20 protein-coding genes and 1 pseudogene are annotated in these 16,752 nt (G+C 46.2%); 18 read left to right on the top strand and 3 right to left on the bottom strand.

What is annotated here, in order from left to right; genetic code table 11:
- Positions 1-190: 190 nt before the first annotated feature.
- From KQY15_RS04560 to KQY15_RS04505, 12 genes are all read left to right on the top strand, one after another.
- Positions 191-556 carry a glyoxalase superfamily protein gene (locus KQY15_RS04560; RefSeq protein ID WP_217667592.1) on the top strand — a complete coding sequence of 122 codons (366 nt, stop codon included), beginning with the start codon at positions 191-193 and terminating at the stop codon, positions 554-556.
- 106 nt (positions 557-662) lie between these two features.
- Positions 663-1,142, top strand: a complete 480-nt coding sequence (locus KQY15_RS04555) for a hypothetical protein (protein WP_217667590.1) — start codon at positions 663-665, stop codon at positions 1,140-1,142.
- Between the two features lie 129 nt (positions 1,143-1,271).
- On the top strand, positions 1,272-1,715 hold the full coding sequence (locus tag KQY15_RS04550; protein WP_221435300.1) for a hypothetical protein: 444 nt from the start codon (positions 1,272-1,274) through the stop codon (positions 1,713-1,715).
- Between the two features lie 423 nt (positions 1,716-2,138).
- A complete protein-coding gene (locus tag KQY15_RS04545) occupies positions 2,139-2,750 on the top strand; it encodes a cation efflux transmembrane domain-containing protein (protein ID WP_217667588.1) in 612 nt (203 codons plus the stop codon).
- Between the two features lie 901 nt (positions 2,751-3,651).
- Positions 3,652-4,110, top strand: coding sequence for a DUF4234 domain-containing protein (locus KQY15_RS04540; protein ID WP_254795405.1), 459 nt, complete (start codon positions 3,652-3,654; stop codon positions 4,108-4,110).
- Positions 4,111-4,879: 769 nt separating this feature from the next.
- Positions 4,880-5,296 carry a DUF4279 domain-containing protein gene (locus KQY15_RS04535; RefSeq protein ID WP_217667586.1) on the top strand — a complete coding sequence of 139 codons (417 nt, stop codon included), beginning with the start codon at positions 4,880-4,882 and terminating at the stop codon, positions 5,294-5,296.
- A 471-nt stretch (positions 5,297-5,767) separates the two neighbouring features.
- Positions 5,768-6,850 (top strand): serine hydrolase domain-containing protein, encoded by a 1,083-nt coding sequence (locus KQY15_RS04530; protein ID WP_217667584.1) that lies wholly within the window; start codon positions 5,768-5,770, stop codon positions 6,848-6,850.
- A gap of 231 nt (positions 6,851-7,081) precedes the next feature.
- On the top strand, positions 7,082-7,387 hold the full coding sequence (locus tag KQY15_RS04525; RefSeq protein WP_217667582.1) for a hypothetical protein: 306 nt from the start codon (positions 7,082-7,084) through the stop codon (positions 7,385-7,387).
- 91 nt (positions 7,388-7,478) lie between these two features.
- Entirely contained in the window at positions 7,479-8,024 is a 546-nt protein-coding gene (locus tag KQY15_RS04520; RefSeq protein ID WP_217667580.1) for a PIN domain-containing protein, read from the top strand.
- A 98-nt stretch (positions 8,025-8,122) separates the two neighbouring features.
- The gene (locus KQY15_RS04515) at positions 8,123-8,482 is read left to right on the top strand and encodes a hypothetical protein (protein ID WP_217667578.1); all 360 of its coding nucleotides are present in this window, start codon (positions 8,123-8,125) and stop codon (positions 8,480-8,482) included.
- Positions 8,483-8,585: 103 nt separating this feature from the next.
- The gene (locus KQY15_RS04510) at positions 8,586-8,828 is read left to right on the top strand and encodes a hypothetical protein (protein ID WP_217667576.1); all 243 of its coding nucleotides are present in this window, start codon (positions 8,586-8,588) and stop codon (positions 8,826-8,828) included.
- Positions 8,829-9,418: 590 nt separating this feature from the next.
- On the top strand, positions 9,419-10,171 hold the full coding sequence (locus KQY15_RS04505) for a hypothetical protein (protein ID WP_217667574.1): 753 nt from the start codon (positions 9,419-9,421) through the stop codon (positions 10,169-10,171).
- Positions 10,172-10,335: 164 nt separating this feature from the next.
- Here KQY15_RS04505 and KQY15_RS04500 read toward each other — a convergent pair.
- A pseudogene (locus KQY15_RS04500) lies at positions 10,336-10,632 on the bottom strand (IS110 family transposase); the annotation flags it as partial.
- Between the two features lie 234 nt (positions 10,633-10,866).
- Between KQY15_RS04500 and KQY15_RS04495 the strand changes: the two are divergent.
- Together KQY15_RS04495 and KQY15_RS04490 are read left to right on the top strand one after the other, a co-directional pair.
- Positions 10,867-11,121, top strand: coding sequence for a type II toxin-antitoxin system Phd/YefM family antitoxin (locus KQY15_RS04495; protein WP_217667570.1), 255 nt, complete (start codon positions 10,867-10,869; stop codon positions 11,119-11,121).
- On the top strand, positions 11,114-11,377 hold the full coding sequence (locus KQY15_RS04490) for a Txe/YoeB family addiction module toxin (protein ID WP_217667568.1): 264 nt from the start codon (positions 11,114-11,116) through the stop codon (positions 11,375-11,377). The genes KQY15_RS04495 and KQY15_RS04490 overlap by 8 nt, the downstream gene beginning before the upstream one ends.
- Positions 11,378-11,463: 86 nt before the next feature.
- Here KQY15_RS04490 and KQY15_RS04485 read toward each other — a convergent pair whose 3' ends face one another.
- Together KQY15_RS04485 and KQY15_RS04480 are read right to left on the bottom strand one after the other, a co-directional pair.
- On the bottom strand, positions 11,464-11,763 hold the full coding sequence (locus tag KQY15_RS04485; RefSeq protein WP_217667566.1) for a type II toxin-antitoxin system RelE/ParE family toxin: 300 nt from the start codon (positions 11,761-11,763) through the stop codon (positions 11,464-11,466).
- A complete protein-coding gene (locus KQY15_RS04480) occupies positions 11,760-12,002 on the bottom strand; it encodes a type II toxin-antitoxin system ParD family antitoxin (RefSeq protein ID WP_217667564.1) in 243 nt (80 codons plus the stop codon). The genes KQY15_RS04485 and KQY15_RS04480 overlap by 4 nt, the downstream gene beginning before the upstream one ends.
- 294 nt (positions 12,003-12,296) lie before the next feature.
- Between KQY15_RS04480 and KQY15_RS04475 the strand changes: the two genes are divergently transcribed.
- The 4 genes from KQY15_RS04475 to eno all read left to right on the top strand — a co-directional run bounded on the left by KQY15_RS04475 (position 12,297) and on the right by eno (position 16,706).
- Complete coding sequence (locus tag KQY15_RS04475; RefSeq protein WP_217667562.1) at positions 12,297-12,467, top strand: hypothetical protein; 171 nt, start codon at positions 12,297-12,299, stop codon at positions 12,465-12,467.
- 82 nt (positions 12,468-12,549) lie between these two features.
- Positions 12,550-13,491: a YihY/virulence factor BrkB family protein gene (locus tag KQY15_RS04470; protein ID WP_217667560.1), complete on the top strand. Its 942-nt coding sequence runs from the start codon at positions 12,550-12,552 to the stop codon at positions 13,489-13,491.
- A 225-nt stretch (positions 13,492-13,716) separates the two neighbouring features.
- The gene (gene pyrG, locus KQY15_RS04465; protein WP_217667558.1) at positions 13,717-15,354 is read left to right on the top strand and encodes a CTP synthase; all 1,638 of its coding nucleotides are present in this window, start codon (positions 13,717-13,719) and stop codon (positions 15,352-15,354) included.
- A 59-nt stretch (positions 15,355-15,413) separates the two neighbouring features.
- Positions 15,414-16,706 (top strand): phosphopyruvate hydratase, encoded by a 1,293-nt coding sequence (eno, locus tag KQY15_RS04460; RefSeq protein WP_217667556.1) that lies wholly within the window; start codon positions 15,414-15,416, stop codon positions 16,704-16,706.
- The last annotated feature ends 46 nt before the right edge of the window (positions 16,707-16,752 follow it).

Raw genomic sequence — 16,752 nt, 5'->3', positions numbered from 1 at the left:
TAATTAGTTCCGGTATATGTTTGTTTATTGGCGGCCTGTTTGCTCTAGGTTCTTGGCAGCAGTGGTCAGTTTTAGGTCGCAAAAATGCCTAACAATACGCAGCACTCGCTCCCTGCGGTCGCTGGGACGCCAACCCGCTGCGCGGCCCGTCGCCCGTGTGCTCTGCGTTATGTGTAATGGAGTAGATGGCATGGAATTTCAGACAATCCCAATCATGCGAATCTTCGACGAAGAAAAAGCCAAAGAGTTTTACCTTGGCTTTCTTGGCATGGAACTAGATTGGGAGCATCGCTTTGAGGAAGGTTACCCAATTTACATGCAAGTTTCGCTTGGCGATTTTGTTTTACATCTGAGTGAACACTCTGGTGACTGCACACCGGGCAGCAAGGTCTTCGTTAATGTAAGCAATCTTGATCAACTTTTCGCACAAGTTACTGCAAAGCCTTACAAATACAACAAACCAAGCATTGAAGATGCCCCTTGGGGTGCAAGGTGTTTTACCGTGACAGACCCGTTTTCAAACAGAATATTATTTAATGAATCAGCAGACACATAACAATCAAATTTTATCGCCAGCAAAAAGCGCTGGCTGCGACGTCAACCCGCTGCGCGGCTTTCCGCGCTAAATTTGGGCGTTATGTTGTTTACTGGATCGCATAAAAATGAAACTAATTAAGAGTATATTTTACGTGTTAATCATCAGCAGCCTATCAGCCTGTTCGATGAAAAGTGTAAAATTGGCGCACGCTAACGACCCAGATTTAATTAAAGTTTGTCGTCATGCATTTATCGACTGGCGTGCAGCATCGCATATGGTTGATTTTTACAATTTTAAATGTGCGCAAAGAGCAATAGAGCAAGGCTACTTATTAGGTGATTCGAACTTATCTTCTAAGGATTTTTCAATACCTGAGGCACCTTCTGGAAAAACCTGGAATGAAGCATTGGCACTCAAAGAGCTAAGTGCTGATCGAATAACCAGGGAAAAGTATGGGTACATTTTGGCAGTTTTGGAAATGAAGTATCGTGCCAAAATTTCAAAAGCAAAATCAGAGCTCGAATCGGGTAAAATAACTAAGGAAGAATTTGATAATATTAAGGAGGAAGCATCAGAGGCATTCTATGGTGTCCCCACAACATAACAAGGTGTTGCAGCGCGACGTCCAAAGCTGTGCGCCTTTTGTGGTCGCTGCGCTTATACCACAAAAGCCACCCAGCTTTGGCCGCGGCTGAACGCGGGCGTTATGTGCTAAAGCAGAATGGAGCTCGTATTGAGTTTTAGTGTTAAATCAAAACTATTAATTAGTGGTGGCGTTATTGCATCGGCTGCAGCTATATGGCATTTACTTTGTATTTGGGGCGGGCCAAGCTGGTTTGCTTTTGCACGAGCGCCTAAGCAAATCATAGACTCAGCTCAACAAGGTACTTTGCTTGCACCTGTCGGCACCATAATTGTTGCAGGTTTAATGCTGGCGTGTACGGTGTTTGCTTTTTCAGCCGTTGGTTTAATACGCAAGGTTCCATTGGTTAAACCTGCTTTAATTACCATCGCGTTACTTTGTACTTTGCGAGGATTAATTGGTATTCCAGCATTTGCTACAGCAACCGGTGTCGATATTTGGCAAATAGTTGCTAGCACTGTTTGGTTGTACGTTGGCGTTTGTTTTATTGTTGGCAGTATTGAGCATAGTACTGCTTTAAAATCAGGCACATAACAATCAAATATTATCGCCAGCAAAAAGCGCTGGCTGCGACGTCAACCCGCTGCGCGGCTTTCCGCGCTAAATTTGGGCGTTCTGTCTCGCCGGAAGCACGGTTAGATTGAAATGTAATTTAAAGGTTAATTGTATATAACGAAATCGGATTGAAGAGTTTGTACTTTTATGTAACGCTTGAAGCGCTTGCGTCGCCGCTGATGCTAGCATGCAGTCGGACAAAGCCAGCCAGCTTCAAGTAAGGTTCAAACTGTCACGTCCCCGGCGAGTCGTTCCCAAGAGAACGATCTTCTCGCAAAACAACAAGGAAAGTTGCAGTATGTTGTTCCGAAACGAATTAACACAGAACAAGACGCTACAACGGACGCGCCAAGCCGCGCCGTTGAGCTAAGCGTTAGGCGCCCAATCGAAATCGGAGAAAATATGTCAAGTTGTGGATGTGGGGCAGAGCAAGCGGATAGCCTTGAAAGGAAAACGCTCATAATCTTGCTCTCTATAAATGCATTTATGTTCGTCGCAGAGTTAACTTTAGGCTGGGTAGCGCAATCTACCGGACTTATAGCTGATTCACTGGATATGCTGGCAGATGCAACAGTTTATGGTCTTTCACTTTATGCCGTGGGAAAGGGAGTTTTGCAGCAAGCGAAAGCAGCGAGAGTCAGTGGCTATCTACAAATCATATTGGGGCTTGGCGTTTTATTTGAAGTTGTACGGCGCATGGTATTCGGCAGTGAGCCTCAGAGCACACTTATCGTCGTTGTAGGTGCATTTGCACTCCTAGCAAATGTTATATGCCTTATTCTAATCTCCAAACACAAAGATGGCGGTGTGCATATGCGGGCATCGTGGATATTCTCAACAAACGATGTCATCGCCAATTTAGGGGTAATTATATCTGGTGTGTTGGTGGCCATCGTCGGTAGCCGGTACCCTGACTTAATTGTTGGCACCATAATATCAATAGTAGTAATTCGTGGCGGCATAAAAATACTGAAGGATGCCAACGAAACAGAGGCATCTATCAAATGCGCCTAACAAGCAAAGGCAGCATCGCCCCTACGGGTCTGGACCTCCTTTCAGTCGGCCGCTGCTTTGGGCGTTATAGCAGCCTGGGTTTTGCTTAAAAAAAAAATTGCAGTAACCGGCAGCATCATCTCACAAGCCGGATTATGGAGAAATATTCTAATAGTTCAGTGCGTAATTCACGGAGCTTTTCAACACAGTTTCGTTAAACGCTCTGGTATAGTACGAACACCATCGGTGGTGCTCGGCAGCAGTGTTTCACTTGGGTAGTTGGTTTGGCAGTTAATAAAATTGGTGGTTCCCGTTGGCTTCGGCACATTCGGCAGGTTTTGGTAATTAAAAGTGCGGTGTTGGTTTAAGGTGCGTGGCTTCGTTTGCTATAACAATCGTAACCAGGCCGAAATTTATTCCGGCGCTCGTTTTTGTGCCAAAAAAGCCTGGCACAAAAACAACCGCCTCCATAAATTCGCCTGTTACGGGCGTTAGCAGGTTTTCGGGTTTTAACGCTTTTGGTCAATAGTTTTATTCCGGCTCTGCTCGCGTTTCGTATTCTTAGCGGCAGCGCCAAACGGTTAAGTTCGCCAGTTTGCGGGTTTGCTGCAAACGGTTGTGGCGGTAGCGTTGTTCTTTTTTGCTTCGCTTAACAGTTTTACAGGTTCCAGCCTGCTCGCCGTATTGCAGCTGGCTGGTTAGTTTTTAATAAAAGCAGTCTGCCGTTGTTCAGGTTTGCCAGTGCGGCAAGCCGCGCAAGTTCGGTGTAGGCTGCTAACAAGCAAAGGCATCTGACGCGTACCGCGCAGCTGCTTTGAGCGTTATATCGCCGCTCAGATTTTAAGTCTTGCAATTTATTAACGCTTGATTAATTTTTTATTGTCCTCATTTAAGGTCAGGGAAATTACTTAAAGGAATGGAAATGAGACAAATGAATGATATTTTTGAAGTGAAATCATTAGTAAAGACGATTGCACTGTGTGTTTTCACCTTCGGACTTTACGTCATTTATCGACTTTTCACGCTGACAAATCAGGTTAACGGAAATGTAGGGAAACCTATTTCTCGATTGTTCGTAACCAGCGCCATCCTAGTACATCTAATCTCTTTTTTTGGCCTTGTCATTTACTTTACTGCAAACGGCAGTCCAGAATTGCTCATATTCTCAAAGTTGATGCATGTTGTTTCATCGATATTTCATGTTACGTGGTTAATAAAAATCAGAAATAGAATAAATCTGGCAACAGGTGTAGAGAAAGGAAGTAAGTTCTGGCTTAATCCTTTTTTAAGCTCCTTTCTGCATGTAATTTACATTCAGTACAAGATTAATCAAGTTTTACAGGTTAATACTAAGCAGCAGGTTGCGAGTAATGCAATATAACAATCGCCATCAAAAACGCGCCCGTTGGGCGCTCGACTCGCAACAAGTTGCTCGCGTTTGTGGCGGGCGTTAGCAGGTTTTAAGGGTTTCAAATTGTAGTTTTATTCGGCCTTGCTCGCGTTTGGTTTTCTTAGCGGCAGCGCCAAAAGGTTAAGGTTCGCCAGTTTGTGGGTTTGCTGCAAACGGTGGTGGCGGTAGCGTTGTTCTTTTTTGCTTCGCTTAACAGTTTTACAGGTTCCGGTTGGCTCGCCGTATCGCAGCTGGCTGGTTTCGTTTTTAATAACAGCAGTCTGCCGTTGTTCGGGTTTGCCAGTGCGGCAAGCCGCGCAAGTCCGGTGTGGGCTGCTAACAAGCAAAGGCATCTGACGCGTACCGCGCCGCTGCTTTGAGCGTTAGCAGGTGTTCGGGTTTTAACGGTTTCAGTCAGCAGTTTTATTCCGGCATTGCTCGAGTTTGGCTTTTCAAGCGGCACTGGCAAATAGTCAAAGCTCGCCCGTTTGTGGGTTTGTTGCAAACGGTGGTGGTGGTAGCGTTGTTCTTCTTGGCTTCGCTCAAGAGTTTTACAGGTTCCGGTTGGCTCGCTGTGTCGCAGCTGGCTGGTTAGTTTTTAAATTTGCAAATTGGTGTACTTGTTCAGCTTCGCCAGTGCGGCAGTGCCGCGCGGGTTGTCATTCAAGCTGCTAACAAGGCGCATCACTCGCGGCCTGTGGCCGCTGGGACGCCAACCGCTGCGCGGTCGTCGCCCGTGTGCTTAGCGTTAGGGCCTGTTATGGGTGTACTTGAGCATTCACAAGCAACTCTACGAATTTTCGGGGATGATTTAATACCTGAAGATGTATCAAATTTGCTTGGCGCTAAAGCAACTAAAAGCAAAAAGAAAGGTGATGAAGAGGTCGGCAAAAGCAGTGGAAAAGTGCATATTGCTAAAACAGGTAGTTGGCATCTGCATGCCGGAAAGAGAGTGCCTGAAGACCTCAACGCCCAGATTGAGGAAATCTTATCCCAACTAACAAGTGACTTAGCTATTTGGGAAAAGCTTCACCAAAACTACGAAGTTGATATGTTCTGCGGATTGTTTATGGGCAACTGGAATGATGGCTTGAGCTTGTCACCTGAAATTATGTTGGCACTTGGCAAGCGTAAGATTGTCTTAAATTTAGATATTTATAGTGGTTCGGACGAGTGAAGGGGTTATCGGCCCTAACAAACAAATATTATCGCCAGCAAACAGCGCTGGCTGCGACGTCAACCCGCTGCGCGGCTTTCCGCGCTAAATTTGGGCGTTCTGTCTCGCCGGAAGCACGGTTAGATTGAAATGTAATTTAAAGGTTAATTGTATATAACGAAATCGGATTGAAGAGTTTGTACTTTTATGTAACGCTTGAAGCGCTTGCGTCGCCGCTGATGCTAGCATGCAGTCGGACAAAGCCAGCCAGCTTCAAGTAAGGTTCAAACTGTCACGTCCCCGGCGAGTCGTTCCCAAGAGAACGATCTTCTCGCAAAACAACAAGGAAAGTTGCAGTATGTTGTTCCGAAACGAATTAACACAGAACAAGACGCTACAACGGACGCGCCAAGCCGCGCCGTTGAGCTAAGCGTTAGCTTGCAAAAGCGAGGTCGGTGTAATAGCGATGTTCTCTTTAGATATGGATGTTAAATGACTAAATTCAGTGTGATTGTTTTACTTTATTTGTCGTCTCTTTGTACTGCATGTACTCAGCCGTCAACTATCGATTACCGCGCTGCAATTGATGCTCAATTGCTCGAGAATGCGCAAAAGCACGGGATTCCCGGCCAGGCAGTGCTTGTACTTCACAACGGCGAGATTTTGTATCGCAATGCCATTGGTAGTACAGCGATCGAAGATGGTGCACTGGTAACGCCGAAGACGGTCTTTCCGGTCTACTCCATCACTAAACTATTCACTATCACGCTCGCTTCGAAGTTACAGGAAGAGGGAAAACTTGATTTTTCTGCGCCTGCTTCACTTTATGTCGACAATCTTCCGCTTTCTTGGCGTAGTATTCGTATCGAGCAGTTTCTAAATCATGCTTCGGGCATTCCTGAGTATTTTGACAGCAATGATTTCTCGCGCCCGTTCCCAGCCAGCTTGGATTCTGTATTTGCAAAGTTACACAACGTTCCGCTTGTATTTTCGCCGGGTGAGCGCACAAGCTATACCAATACCAACAATCTGGTGATTGCTGCTGTACTCGAGGCCATAACTCATACGCCTTACCGCGAGCTGTTACGCCAGAAAATCATTGAACCGCTTAACCTTCAAGAGACGTGGCTCAATCTTGCTGATGTGCCTCAGACACGCCTTGTTAAAAGCTATCGGGCGGAAACAGGCCAGGTTGTGCCTGATCTGTCTATCTCATGGCCAGATTACAGCATCGCACATGGAGGGGCGTACATGACGCTGGATGATTTAGGTAAATTTATGTCCGCCGTAGCGCATGGGCGTATTGTGTCAAAAGCAGAACTGCTTCGCCTATGGCAGCCCTTTAAACTTGAAAATGGTGCTACTGGTTTTTTTGCAAATGGTTGGGACTATGGTGAATGGGGGCGTTGGCGCGAAGTTGGTCATGATGGTGGCACCAAGGTAAGGGTGCGTGTCCTGTTCGATAACAATCTGGATGATCATTATATTGTCGCCTATTTGACCAATGGCAATAAGGATGGAGTCTGGTCGCATACACTTGTCCGTTCGGTCCAGACCATTATATTGCCGAATTAGTTGTCGCATTATTCTTCTTGGCTTCGCTAAAACAGTTTTCAGGTTCCGGTTGGCTCGCCGTATCGCAGCTTGTCGGTATAGTTTTTAATAAAGCAGCTTGCTGTTGTTCAGGTTTGCCAGTGCGGCGAGCTGAGCAAGTTCAGCGTGGGCTGCTAACAAGGCCAGGCAAGCGACGCCAAACAGCAGCGCGCCTGCTGGCAGCGTTATAAGTATTCATTGAGGACGGCGTAAATGGCTGGATACAGAAGCGGCTCACGTTGGAGCGACTTGAATGAATTGCGATGTTTATTAGCGTACAAGCAACTTGAAGAAGCTAAGTTTCCCAGAAATAAGCTGAGTGCCTTAGCTAAGGAAATAGCTCATTTTTCCGGCTTACCAGTTGGCTCTGTAAAGGCCAAAATAGGTAATTATAAATCTGTTGCCGGTATTATTGGGCACTCAAATGCTTCTCAAAATACTAAGTCTATGTATAGCCAATATGGTCACTTAACATCTATTAAGCTTCAGGAATTAGTGAATAGTGGCAAATACTTATAACAAGCCGCGTCATTCGGGGCCTGCGGCCCCTGCGACGCTCACAAGTTCGCGCGCATGCGCGGGGCGTTAGCGCTAAAAAGGAGAGTTCACAGTGAAGTGGGCATTTATTGATTACGAAAACATCGGTAATTTAGAAAAAATTGACCTTTCGGCTTATCAGAAAATCATTGTATTTCTTGGTGCTAAACAACCCAAAATTGATTTCGGTGAGAAAAAATATGATATACCACTGGAAATAGTCATCGTTCAGCTTAAGGCAACGCAGTCAAATAACTTGGATTTTCATTTGTCTTATTATCTTGGGCGGTATGATAGCGCTGCTGGTAAAGACGTAACTTTCGACATAATCTCAAATGACAACGGGTTTACTCCACTCATTGCTCACATAAAAGCTAATGGCCGTACCTGCAAGCATATCAAGCTTGCTACGGTGGAAAATATCAGTGCCAAGCTGCTCCAAAGTTTGACATCAAAACCCAAGGATAAAAGGCCTAAAAAAGTCGCATCACTACGTAAACATATTGCCTCTCACATGCGAATCAAAGGCAATGAACTTGCAATACAAGGCTATTTGAATCAGCTTGTTAGTGATAATGTTATTTCGGTTTCTGGTGATAGCGTTGAGTACCGGCGCTAACAAACAAATTTTATCGCCAGCAAAAAGCGCTGGCTGCGACGTCAACCCGCTGCGCGGCTTTCCGCGCTAAATTTGGGCGTTAAGTTTTTGGAGAAATCGTGGACAACTTATACATTCTGCTGGTAGTGATAATTCTCGTTCTCTTGGGAATATTCTGGAGGCTCGGTTCAATATTACAACAGCTAGAAAATAGCCAAAGCACTAATAATAACTACAATAATGATCATTATTATCAAAGAGCTGAGTTATTGAAAAAAGAGGACGAGATTCTTGAGAAAATTGACGATCTCTCTTATCACCTGAAAGAAATTGCTAGTAAGGTTGAAGAAATTGAACATGTGGCCAGCGTTTTTGGCAAATACAAACTCCCAAATAAGAAAGAGCAGAAAGAGCTTGATGAGTTTGCAATTAATGAAGAAGTCTTTGATGGTATTAGGAATGCCGGTCAAAAAACTTAACAAACGCCTAAAGCACCGCGGCTTTCAGCCGCTGGACTCGCAACAAGTTGCTCGCCGCTTAGGCGGGCGTTAGGTGTACAAAATTCCATCCTGGAGATCGTGAATGGAAGATAAATTTGAAGTCGAGATGAGCCCTTTGTGCCAGGAACTGGCGGCTGACGGGAAAACCGTCAAAGTAGACATCTACCGTGGTGACACTGGTGGCTGGATTCTCGAAGTGGTAGATGAATTCGGCAATTCCACGGTGTGGGACGATGAATTCGATACTGACGCAGCAGCCCTAGACGAGGCGAAAGCAACGATCCTGGATGACGGCATTGATTCTTTGATCGGCATTGACTCATAAGATTTGGTGAATCAGTCACATAACCAGTAGTTGTAGTCCGTTCCGGGCCTTAGGCCCTACACCGGACGCCCATTTCGCTGCGCGACATGGGCGCCGCTAAACAAAGGCGTTAACTGACTAGAGCTGCCATGTTCTAAGAAGGTGAGGTTACAATATCCAGGTGTCAGTATTGCCGTGAAACTTTCCCAGTTTTCACTTTCGTCTCAGATAAAGATATGGTGACAATTGGTTGCGTCGCATTCACTGCACCAGGATGTCGAATTGCTTTAACAGAGCAGCTTCCCGAAGAGACCATATCGGAAGTAGAAGAAAGAATTGAGGCTGGCTTTAGAACAGTTTCAGTACGCTGTATAGATACTCCGGTTCAGGCTGACTTATCTTTTCAGGAGTTTCAAAAACAGTACGAGCTACCGGAGCCAATATACTCGTGTTTCAAATGCGGTGTTGACTCAACGGCAATCAGCAGGGAATCAAATGGAGAGTTTTTGGATCATGTCATGATGAAGTGTAAGAAGTCAGTTTAGAAATCAAGGGGTCATCCAACTTGATTTGCAACCAAGAATCACCCAAAGTCAACAAGGATAATATCTATGAAATCAAAAAAAGAATCGATCTTAGTAGTGCTATTCGCTTTATTTTCCCTGCAGGCCCTGGCTAATAACACGACTATCACTCGCTCGGAAGAGATCGGGGTAGTACGTGGAACCATCATTAATAATAACCTTACGGACATACCTTTAATTTACGAATCTTCTCTTTCTAATATGGCAAGGGTGCATGGTTTTAATGCGAAGTATCCTTTGCAAATCAATCTTGGCGACAGCACTTATCGAACCTGTAGAGGTTTTTATAAGGACGAAAGTTACACTGTTGAAGAGTACATTGCTTTTCAAAATAAACATGTTGGTGCCAAGGTCGAACTATCGGGAGTACAGCGACACTACGGTGTGGCTGGTTCAGTGGGTTGCACGTTTAAAGAGTTTAAGGTACTGAAAAGCGGTGAAGAATTAACAAGTACGCAGAAGGAGCAAAAGCAAGATCAGCCTGATGAGTCTAATGGGCAAGCGAATGGCAATTATGCCATAGGAGATATGACAGTGTCTGTGTTTAATTTACACCGTGGTTTTGTCCACTTTCGATTACTGGGTAAAGACGGCATGCCCGTCAAGAAGCCAAATCATGAGTGCGCTGGTAAAGCTGAAATTAAACCGGTATTGGATAGAGATACACTTTTTGCAATTCGCTCTGAGATAAAAAAAATGGGGAAAAAGGCAACGCTGAAAAATGCACAGATGGTCGATGGTAAGTGCACAGTAGAAGGTGTTGTGCCTATTTCCCAGTGATGCCATCGGGTAAAGATGCAAAAAGGGACAGATTTATTTATTTAATTATCTAAATAGATCTGTGCCCTTTTCCTGTTACGGGCCAAACAATGCGTTCATTCTTGGCCTTGCCGCCATGAATGGCTTTAAAAAGTACGTCCTGTACTTTTCCCTTCGGGCCTGCTGAAGCTGTCCAAATTCTTTCCTGAAGAATTTGTCATATCTAAAGCGTGACCGAGAATAAAATCGATACCGTGTTCAGCACAAAAGTCGCTGACCCAGTACCAGCAATACATGCATTCAACGCCGACAACAATATTGCCGATGTAAGGTGCTAATAAATCGAGCAAAGGTTCTGGTAATGCTTTGATTTCGCGATGTAAGATGGTGTCACCATTCGCATCCAGAATACAGACGTATAAAGAGCGGGCATGCAAATCAATTCCACAATAGTACGGATGTTGTGTAGTATAAAATTTCATTGGGTCTTCTCCTTTTTGGTTTGGTCGCCTCCCAGCTTAGCCAATCTGGCAAAGCTGGGGGAGAAGGCTCAATGATTATCAAACGCCAGCACAACGCGCCTTCAGCGCTCGACTCGCAACAAGTTGCTTGCGTTTGTGGCGGGCGTTAGCTGTCACAACCAACATGTTCATCATATTGTACATGTTAAGGTTTGAGGCTATACTTGTCCCGTGAAACGTACATGTGGAGGTTGTATGAGAATTGTGTCTTTTACAGAAGCAAGAAATAGCCTGAAAGCGGTTTTAGATTCCGTTGTTAATGACGCAGATACAGCAATCATTACCCGGCGTGATTCGGAAGATGCTGTTGTTATGTCGCTAGACTACTACAACAGTCTGATGGAAACGGTGCACTTACTGCGCTCACCTGCCAATGCTGAGCATTTGAATCGCTCAATTAAACAATTCAAGGCAGGCAAGGTAAGCTGCAGAGACTTGATTGATGAGTAGTCGTTTATTGTCATGGACTGACGAATCCTGGAACGATTACCTGTATTGGCAAACTCAGGACAAAAAAACACTCAAACGAATAAACAAGCTTATAAACGATGTTAAACGCTCACCATTTGAAGGCATTGGTAAGCCAGAGCCGTTAAAGGAAAACCTAGCTGGTTTTTGGTCCCGACGTATAGATGATACGAACAGGTTGGTGTACGCAGTTGATGATAATGCGATTACGATAATCTCGTGCCGTTATCACTATTAGATTCGACCCTTGGACAAGGCAGCTAACAAGTTACTACACCGGAAAAATAACTCGCTGGCGCTCGTCATTTTCTGGTAAGCAAAGCGTTATGCGCCAAGTATCGGATTAACATCCATACTCTTATGAAGAATACGGATGATTTTAATTTGTTGACTGCCAATCTGTTGAAAAAAGATGACGTGGCTACCTTGAGGGAATTTACGATATCCGATTCTGATTTCATCGCATGTTTTACCGATGTCGGGGTTTTCTGCTAAAAGCCAAAATGAATCATCAAATTGTTTTAAATAGATATTTCGTTGCTCTTTTCCCCAGCGACGCTGGGTGAACAATGCGATATCTCGCAAATCGGTTTTAGCAGCAACGGTGAGATTAAATGGCTTCATCGAGAGTTTTCACTATCAAGTTCATTGATAAAGCTATCGAGGTCATATTCTGCGTCACCGCTTTGTTCGCCTTCGACAAGTAGTTGACGAAGTGAGTTAAGTTTGGTTTCTTGGTTTTCGAGTAAGCGTAGTGCTGAGCGAATGACTTCACTCGCTGAGCCGTAACGCCCATTTTTGATCTGGCTTGCAATAAAGCCCTCAAAGTGTTCCCCAATAGTTATACTTGTGTTCTTGGCCATGTGTAGCTCTCCGGATACCAAAAGATACCTAATTATGGTATTGAGTGGAATTTTGAGCAAGGCGTATAACAAACAAATTTTATCGCCAGTAAAAACGCTGGCGGCGTGGCTCAACTCGCAACAGGTTGCTCGCATCTGGGGCGGGCTCTAACTAAGCCGTATACCGGCTGCCAAATCCTTTTTGCTGTGGCTTAGTCATCGGTGATAGCGGGTGCTCGCTGGCCTTCTGCTATGCTTTAGCAGAGCGCTTCCTGACGAAGGCCTTAGCATACTTTTTAAGAACAGGAGCACAACATGGACCCTTTTGTACAGGCCGCTATCATACTGGCGGTGCTTGCCGTGGCTTCGGCAATGATCGGTTACATTGTCGTTGGTAAAGCGATTACTATGCTATTTTTTATAATAGCGTCAGGTATTTATCTATATCTCAGCTATGACGAAATTATAGCGGGGCTGCAGCAATAGCAACCGGTGCTTGTCTTCGGTATACATACATCAGGTACAAACGCCAAGAAAAAGCCAGAGTTGACGTTAATCGGAGAGTTGTGTGAAGAGCTTTATCAAAAATATCTACAACAAACTGCCGGCGCCGGTGCGTCACTGGCTTAGCATTCTGGGGGCCGCTATTCAGAACTGGCTTGGCAGTCAGGCCTTCATTTATGCCGCAGCACTGGCATTTTTTACCGTGTTTTCAATTGCCCCGATTCTGGTTGTGGTGGTGGCGCTGGTGGGGTTGATTATCGGTGAGAGTGCTGTGCAGGGGCAACTGTTTGCTCAGCTTGAGGGCACACTTGGCCCGCAGGCCGCAGGCGTTGTGCAAACAGCGGTAGTTAACTCGCAAATTGACCAGAGCGGCATCTGGCCAGCATTAATCGGGATTATCGCCACGATAGTTGGTGCAACTACAGTGTTTGCTCAGATGCAGCAGTCATTAAATCAGATCTGGGACGTTGCGCCGCGGCCTTCAAAAAATAACCTGTGGATTTTTATTAAAAGCCGGCTGTTGTCATTGACTATTATTCTGGCGATAGGCTTTATTATGCTGGTGTCACTGCTGTTGTCGGTGGCGCTGCGCAGCGTAATGGCCTATGCCGAGGGCTGGCTGCCGATACCAGGCTGGATGATGGTAGGCATGGAACTGGCGCTGTCGTTACTTGTTATCACCCTGCTGTTTGCCGCTATGTTTAAAATATTACCAGACGTGTTGTTATCCTGGCGTGACGTGTTACTGGGCGCGTTTATTACCGCGTTATTGTTTACGGTTGGCCGGTCGTTAATCTCGATGTATCTGGCTTATACCGCCACTGCCTCGGCCTACGGTGCCGCAGGTTCACTGGCCCTGCTGCTGCTTTGGGTAAATTATTCGTCGATGATTCTGTTGTTCGGGGCAGCTTTTACCCGGGCGCACCTTGAGGGCAGAGGCAAGCCGATCCGTCCCAAAAGCACCGCGGTATGCGTGCACCGGCAATTAATTGATGAGGTAAAATAGCAATGCTGGCTACGCCAGGTTAAAGCGCTGGCGCCAGCCCTGACTGAATAAATTACATTCGCCTGCAGCTTTGCATTGAGTGGCTGGCAAGCCTTTGCTATACTTTCCGCCCGTCCTGATACCAATTCTTGCACACCCGTAGTCGCCCGGCATTTACCTGCTGGCAGCCTGGTGTTGTTGCACTGTTGGTATTTATCTATTGATTAACATTGTCTCAGGGGTCTCATGACTACAAGATATATCTTTGTGACGGGTGGTGTGGTTTCCTCCTTAGGTAAAGGCATTGCGGCAGCATCGCTGGCGGCAATTCTGGAAGCGCGTGGCTTAAAGGTTACCATCCTCAAACTTGACCCCTATATTAACGTCGACCCGGGCACCATGAGCCCCATTCAGCACGGTGAAGTGTTTGTTACCGAAGACGGCGCTGAAACTGATCTGGACCTTGGCCATTACGAGCGGTTTATCCGCACCAAAATGACCAGACTGAACAACTTTACCCAGGGCCGTATTTACGCCGAAGTGTTACGTAAAGAACGCCGTGGCGATTACCTTGGTGCCACAATTCAGGTTATTCCACATATTACCAATGAAATTAAAAACCGGGTGGTGCGCGGCGCAGAAGGTTACGATATTGCAATCGTTGAAATTGGCGGCACCGTTGGTGATATTGAATCGCTGCCATTTTTGGAAGCCATTCGCCAGCTGGGTACTGAAGTAGGCCGCGAGCGCACCTTATTTATGCATTTGACGCTGGTGCCATACCTGGGCACGGCCGGTGAAATTAAAACCAAGCCCACTCAGCATTCAGTTAAAGAGCTACGCTCTATTGGTATTCAGCCTGATATTCTGGTGTGTCGCTCAGACCGCGCTATTCCGGCCAACGAACGGGCGAAAATTGCCTTGTTTACCAACGTCGAAGAAAAAGCCGTTATTTCTTTAAAAGACGTCTCAAGTATTTATCAGATACCGGCGTTGTTAAAATCGCAAAGCCTGGATGATTTAGTCTGCCGCCGTTTTTATATCGAAGCCCCTGAAGCCAACCTGGTAGAGTGGGAGCAGGTGCTGTATCAGGAATCGAACCCGATGGGCGAGATTACCATTGGTATGGTAGGTAAATATGTTGAATTACCTGATGCCTATAAGTCAGTAAACGAAGCTTTGGGCCATGCCGGCCTGAAAAACCGGGTAAGTGTTAATATTAAATACATTGATTCGCAGGATGTGGAAAGCAAAGGCGTGGCAATTCTGGCGGGCTTAGATGGTATTCTGGTACCAGGCGGTTTTGGCGAACGTGGTGTAGAAGGCAAGATCCAGGCGGCGCAACATGCCCGTGAGCAGGGCGTGCCTTACCTGGGTATTTGTTTAGGTATGCAGGTGGCATTGATTGATTATGCCCGCAATGTTGCGGGCATGACCGGCGCGCACTCTACCGAATTTAATAAAGAAACGCCTTACCCGGTTGTCGGGTTAATAACGGAATGGCTGGATGCAGCCGGTTCTGTGGAAACCCGCTCTGATGACTCAGACTTAGGCGGCACCATGCGCCTGGGCAGTCAGAACTGTAACCTTATTGAAAATACCAAAGCCCGTGAGATTTATGGCAAAGCAGTTATTCAGGAGCGGCATCGTCATCGCTATGAAGTGAATAACAACTTACGGCCAAAACTAGAAGAGGCGGGGTTAGTGGTGTCTGGCTTGTCGGCTGATAACCAGCTGGTAGAGATGATTGAAATACCGTCTCACCCGTTTTTTGTTGCCGGTCAGTTCCACCCGGAATTTAATTCGACCCCACGTGATGGTCACCCGCTGTTTCAGGCGTTTGTCGCTGCGGCGTACAAATTCCAGAAAAAGCAACGCGTATAACTTTTGCTAAGCCGGGACAATATCCCGGCTTTTTCGTTTTCGAACAGGGGATTGATAGCATGTCTGAGATAGTAAAAATTATTGCCCGTGAAATTATGGACTCACGCGGTAACCCAACAGTAGAAGCCGATGTGTATCTGGCCAGCGGCGCCATGGGCCGCGGCTGTGCGCCGTCAGGGGCCTCTACCGGTTCGCGTGAAGCATTAGAGCTGCGCGACGGTGATAAAAGCCGTTACCTGGGCAAAGGCGTCACCAAAGCGGTCGCCAATATTGATGGCGCTATTCAGAATGCACTAAAAGGCAAAAATGCCTACCAGCAAGCTGAAATTGACCAGATCATGATTGATCTGGACGGTACCGAAACCAAAAGCAAACTGGGCGCCAATGCAATACTGGCGGTGTCTCTGGCGGTGGCCCGCGCTGCCGCTGCCGATAAAAAAATCCCGTTGTACCAGCACATTGCCGAGTTAAATGGTACGCCTGGCGTGTATAGCATGCCGGTACCAATGATGAATATCATCAACGGTGGCGAGCATGCCGATAACAACGTCGATATTCAGGAATTTATGGTACAGCCGGTTGGCGCTAAAACCTTTGCTGAAGCGCTTAGAATGGGTGCCGAGATTTTCCACAGCCTGAAAAAAGAGCTGCAAAAGCGCGGCCTGAATACGGCAGTAGGCGATGAAGGTGGCTTTGCGCCGGATTTAAAGTCAAACGAAGAAGCGCTGACGGTAATTGTTGAAGCGGTAAAAGCCGCTGGCTATGAAATGGATAAAGATGTCACGTTAGCGCTGGACTGTGCGGCGACTGAGTTTTATAAAGACGGTAAATATGTGTTAGGTGGCGAGAACAAGAGCTTTGATTCATTTGGCTTTAACGACTACCTGGCCGGCTTAACCCAGCGCTACCCAATAGTATCGATTGAAGATGGCCTGGACGAAAGCGACTGGGACGGCTGGCAGGATTTGACCAATAAAATTGGCAGCAAGGTACAGCTGGTCGGTGACGATTTATTCGTTACCAACACCAAAATTCTAAGCCGCGGTATTGAGCAGGGCATTGGTAACTCTATCCTGATTAAGTTTAACCAGATTGGTTCGTTAACCGAAACCCTGGCCGCGATTAAAATGGCTAAAGATGCTGGCTTTACTGCCGTTATCTCGCACCGCAGTGGCGAAACAGAAGATGCCTTTATTGCTGATTTAGCAGTAGGCACCGCCGCCGGCCAGATTAAAACCGGTTCGCTGTGCCGCTCGGATCGGGTTGCGAAATATAACCAGTTACTGCGTATCGAGCAGGAGTTGGGCAGCAAAGCACCATACAAAGGCCGCAGCGAAATTAAAGGTCAGTAATAACAGCTTGTTGCTATGTAGTGCTTGAATTAATAAAGCCACCTCA

The sequence above is a fragment of the Arsukibacterium indicum genome (assembly GCF_019100565.1).
Classification (GTDB): Bacteria; Pseudomonadota; Gammaproteobacteria; order Enterobacterales; family Alteromonadaceae; genus Alishewanella; species Alishewanella indicum.
This window is presented reverse-complemented; position numbering and strand designations above follow the sequence as displayed.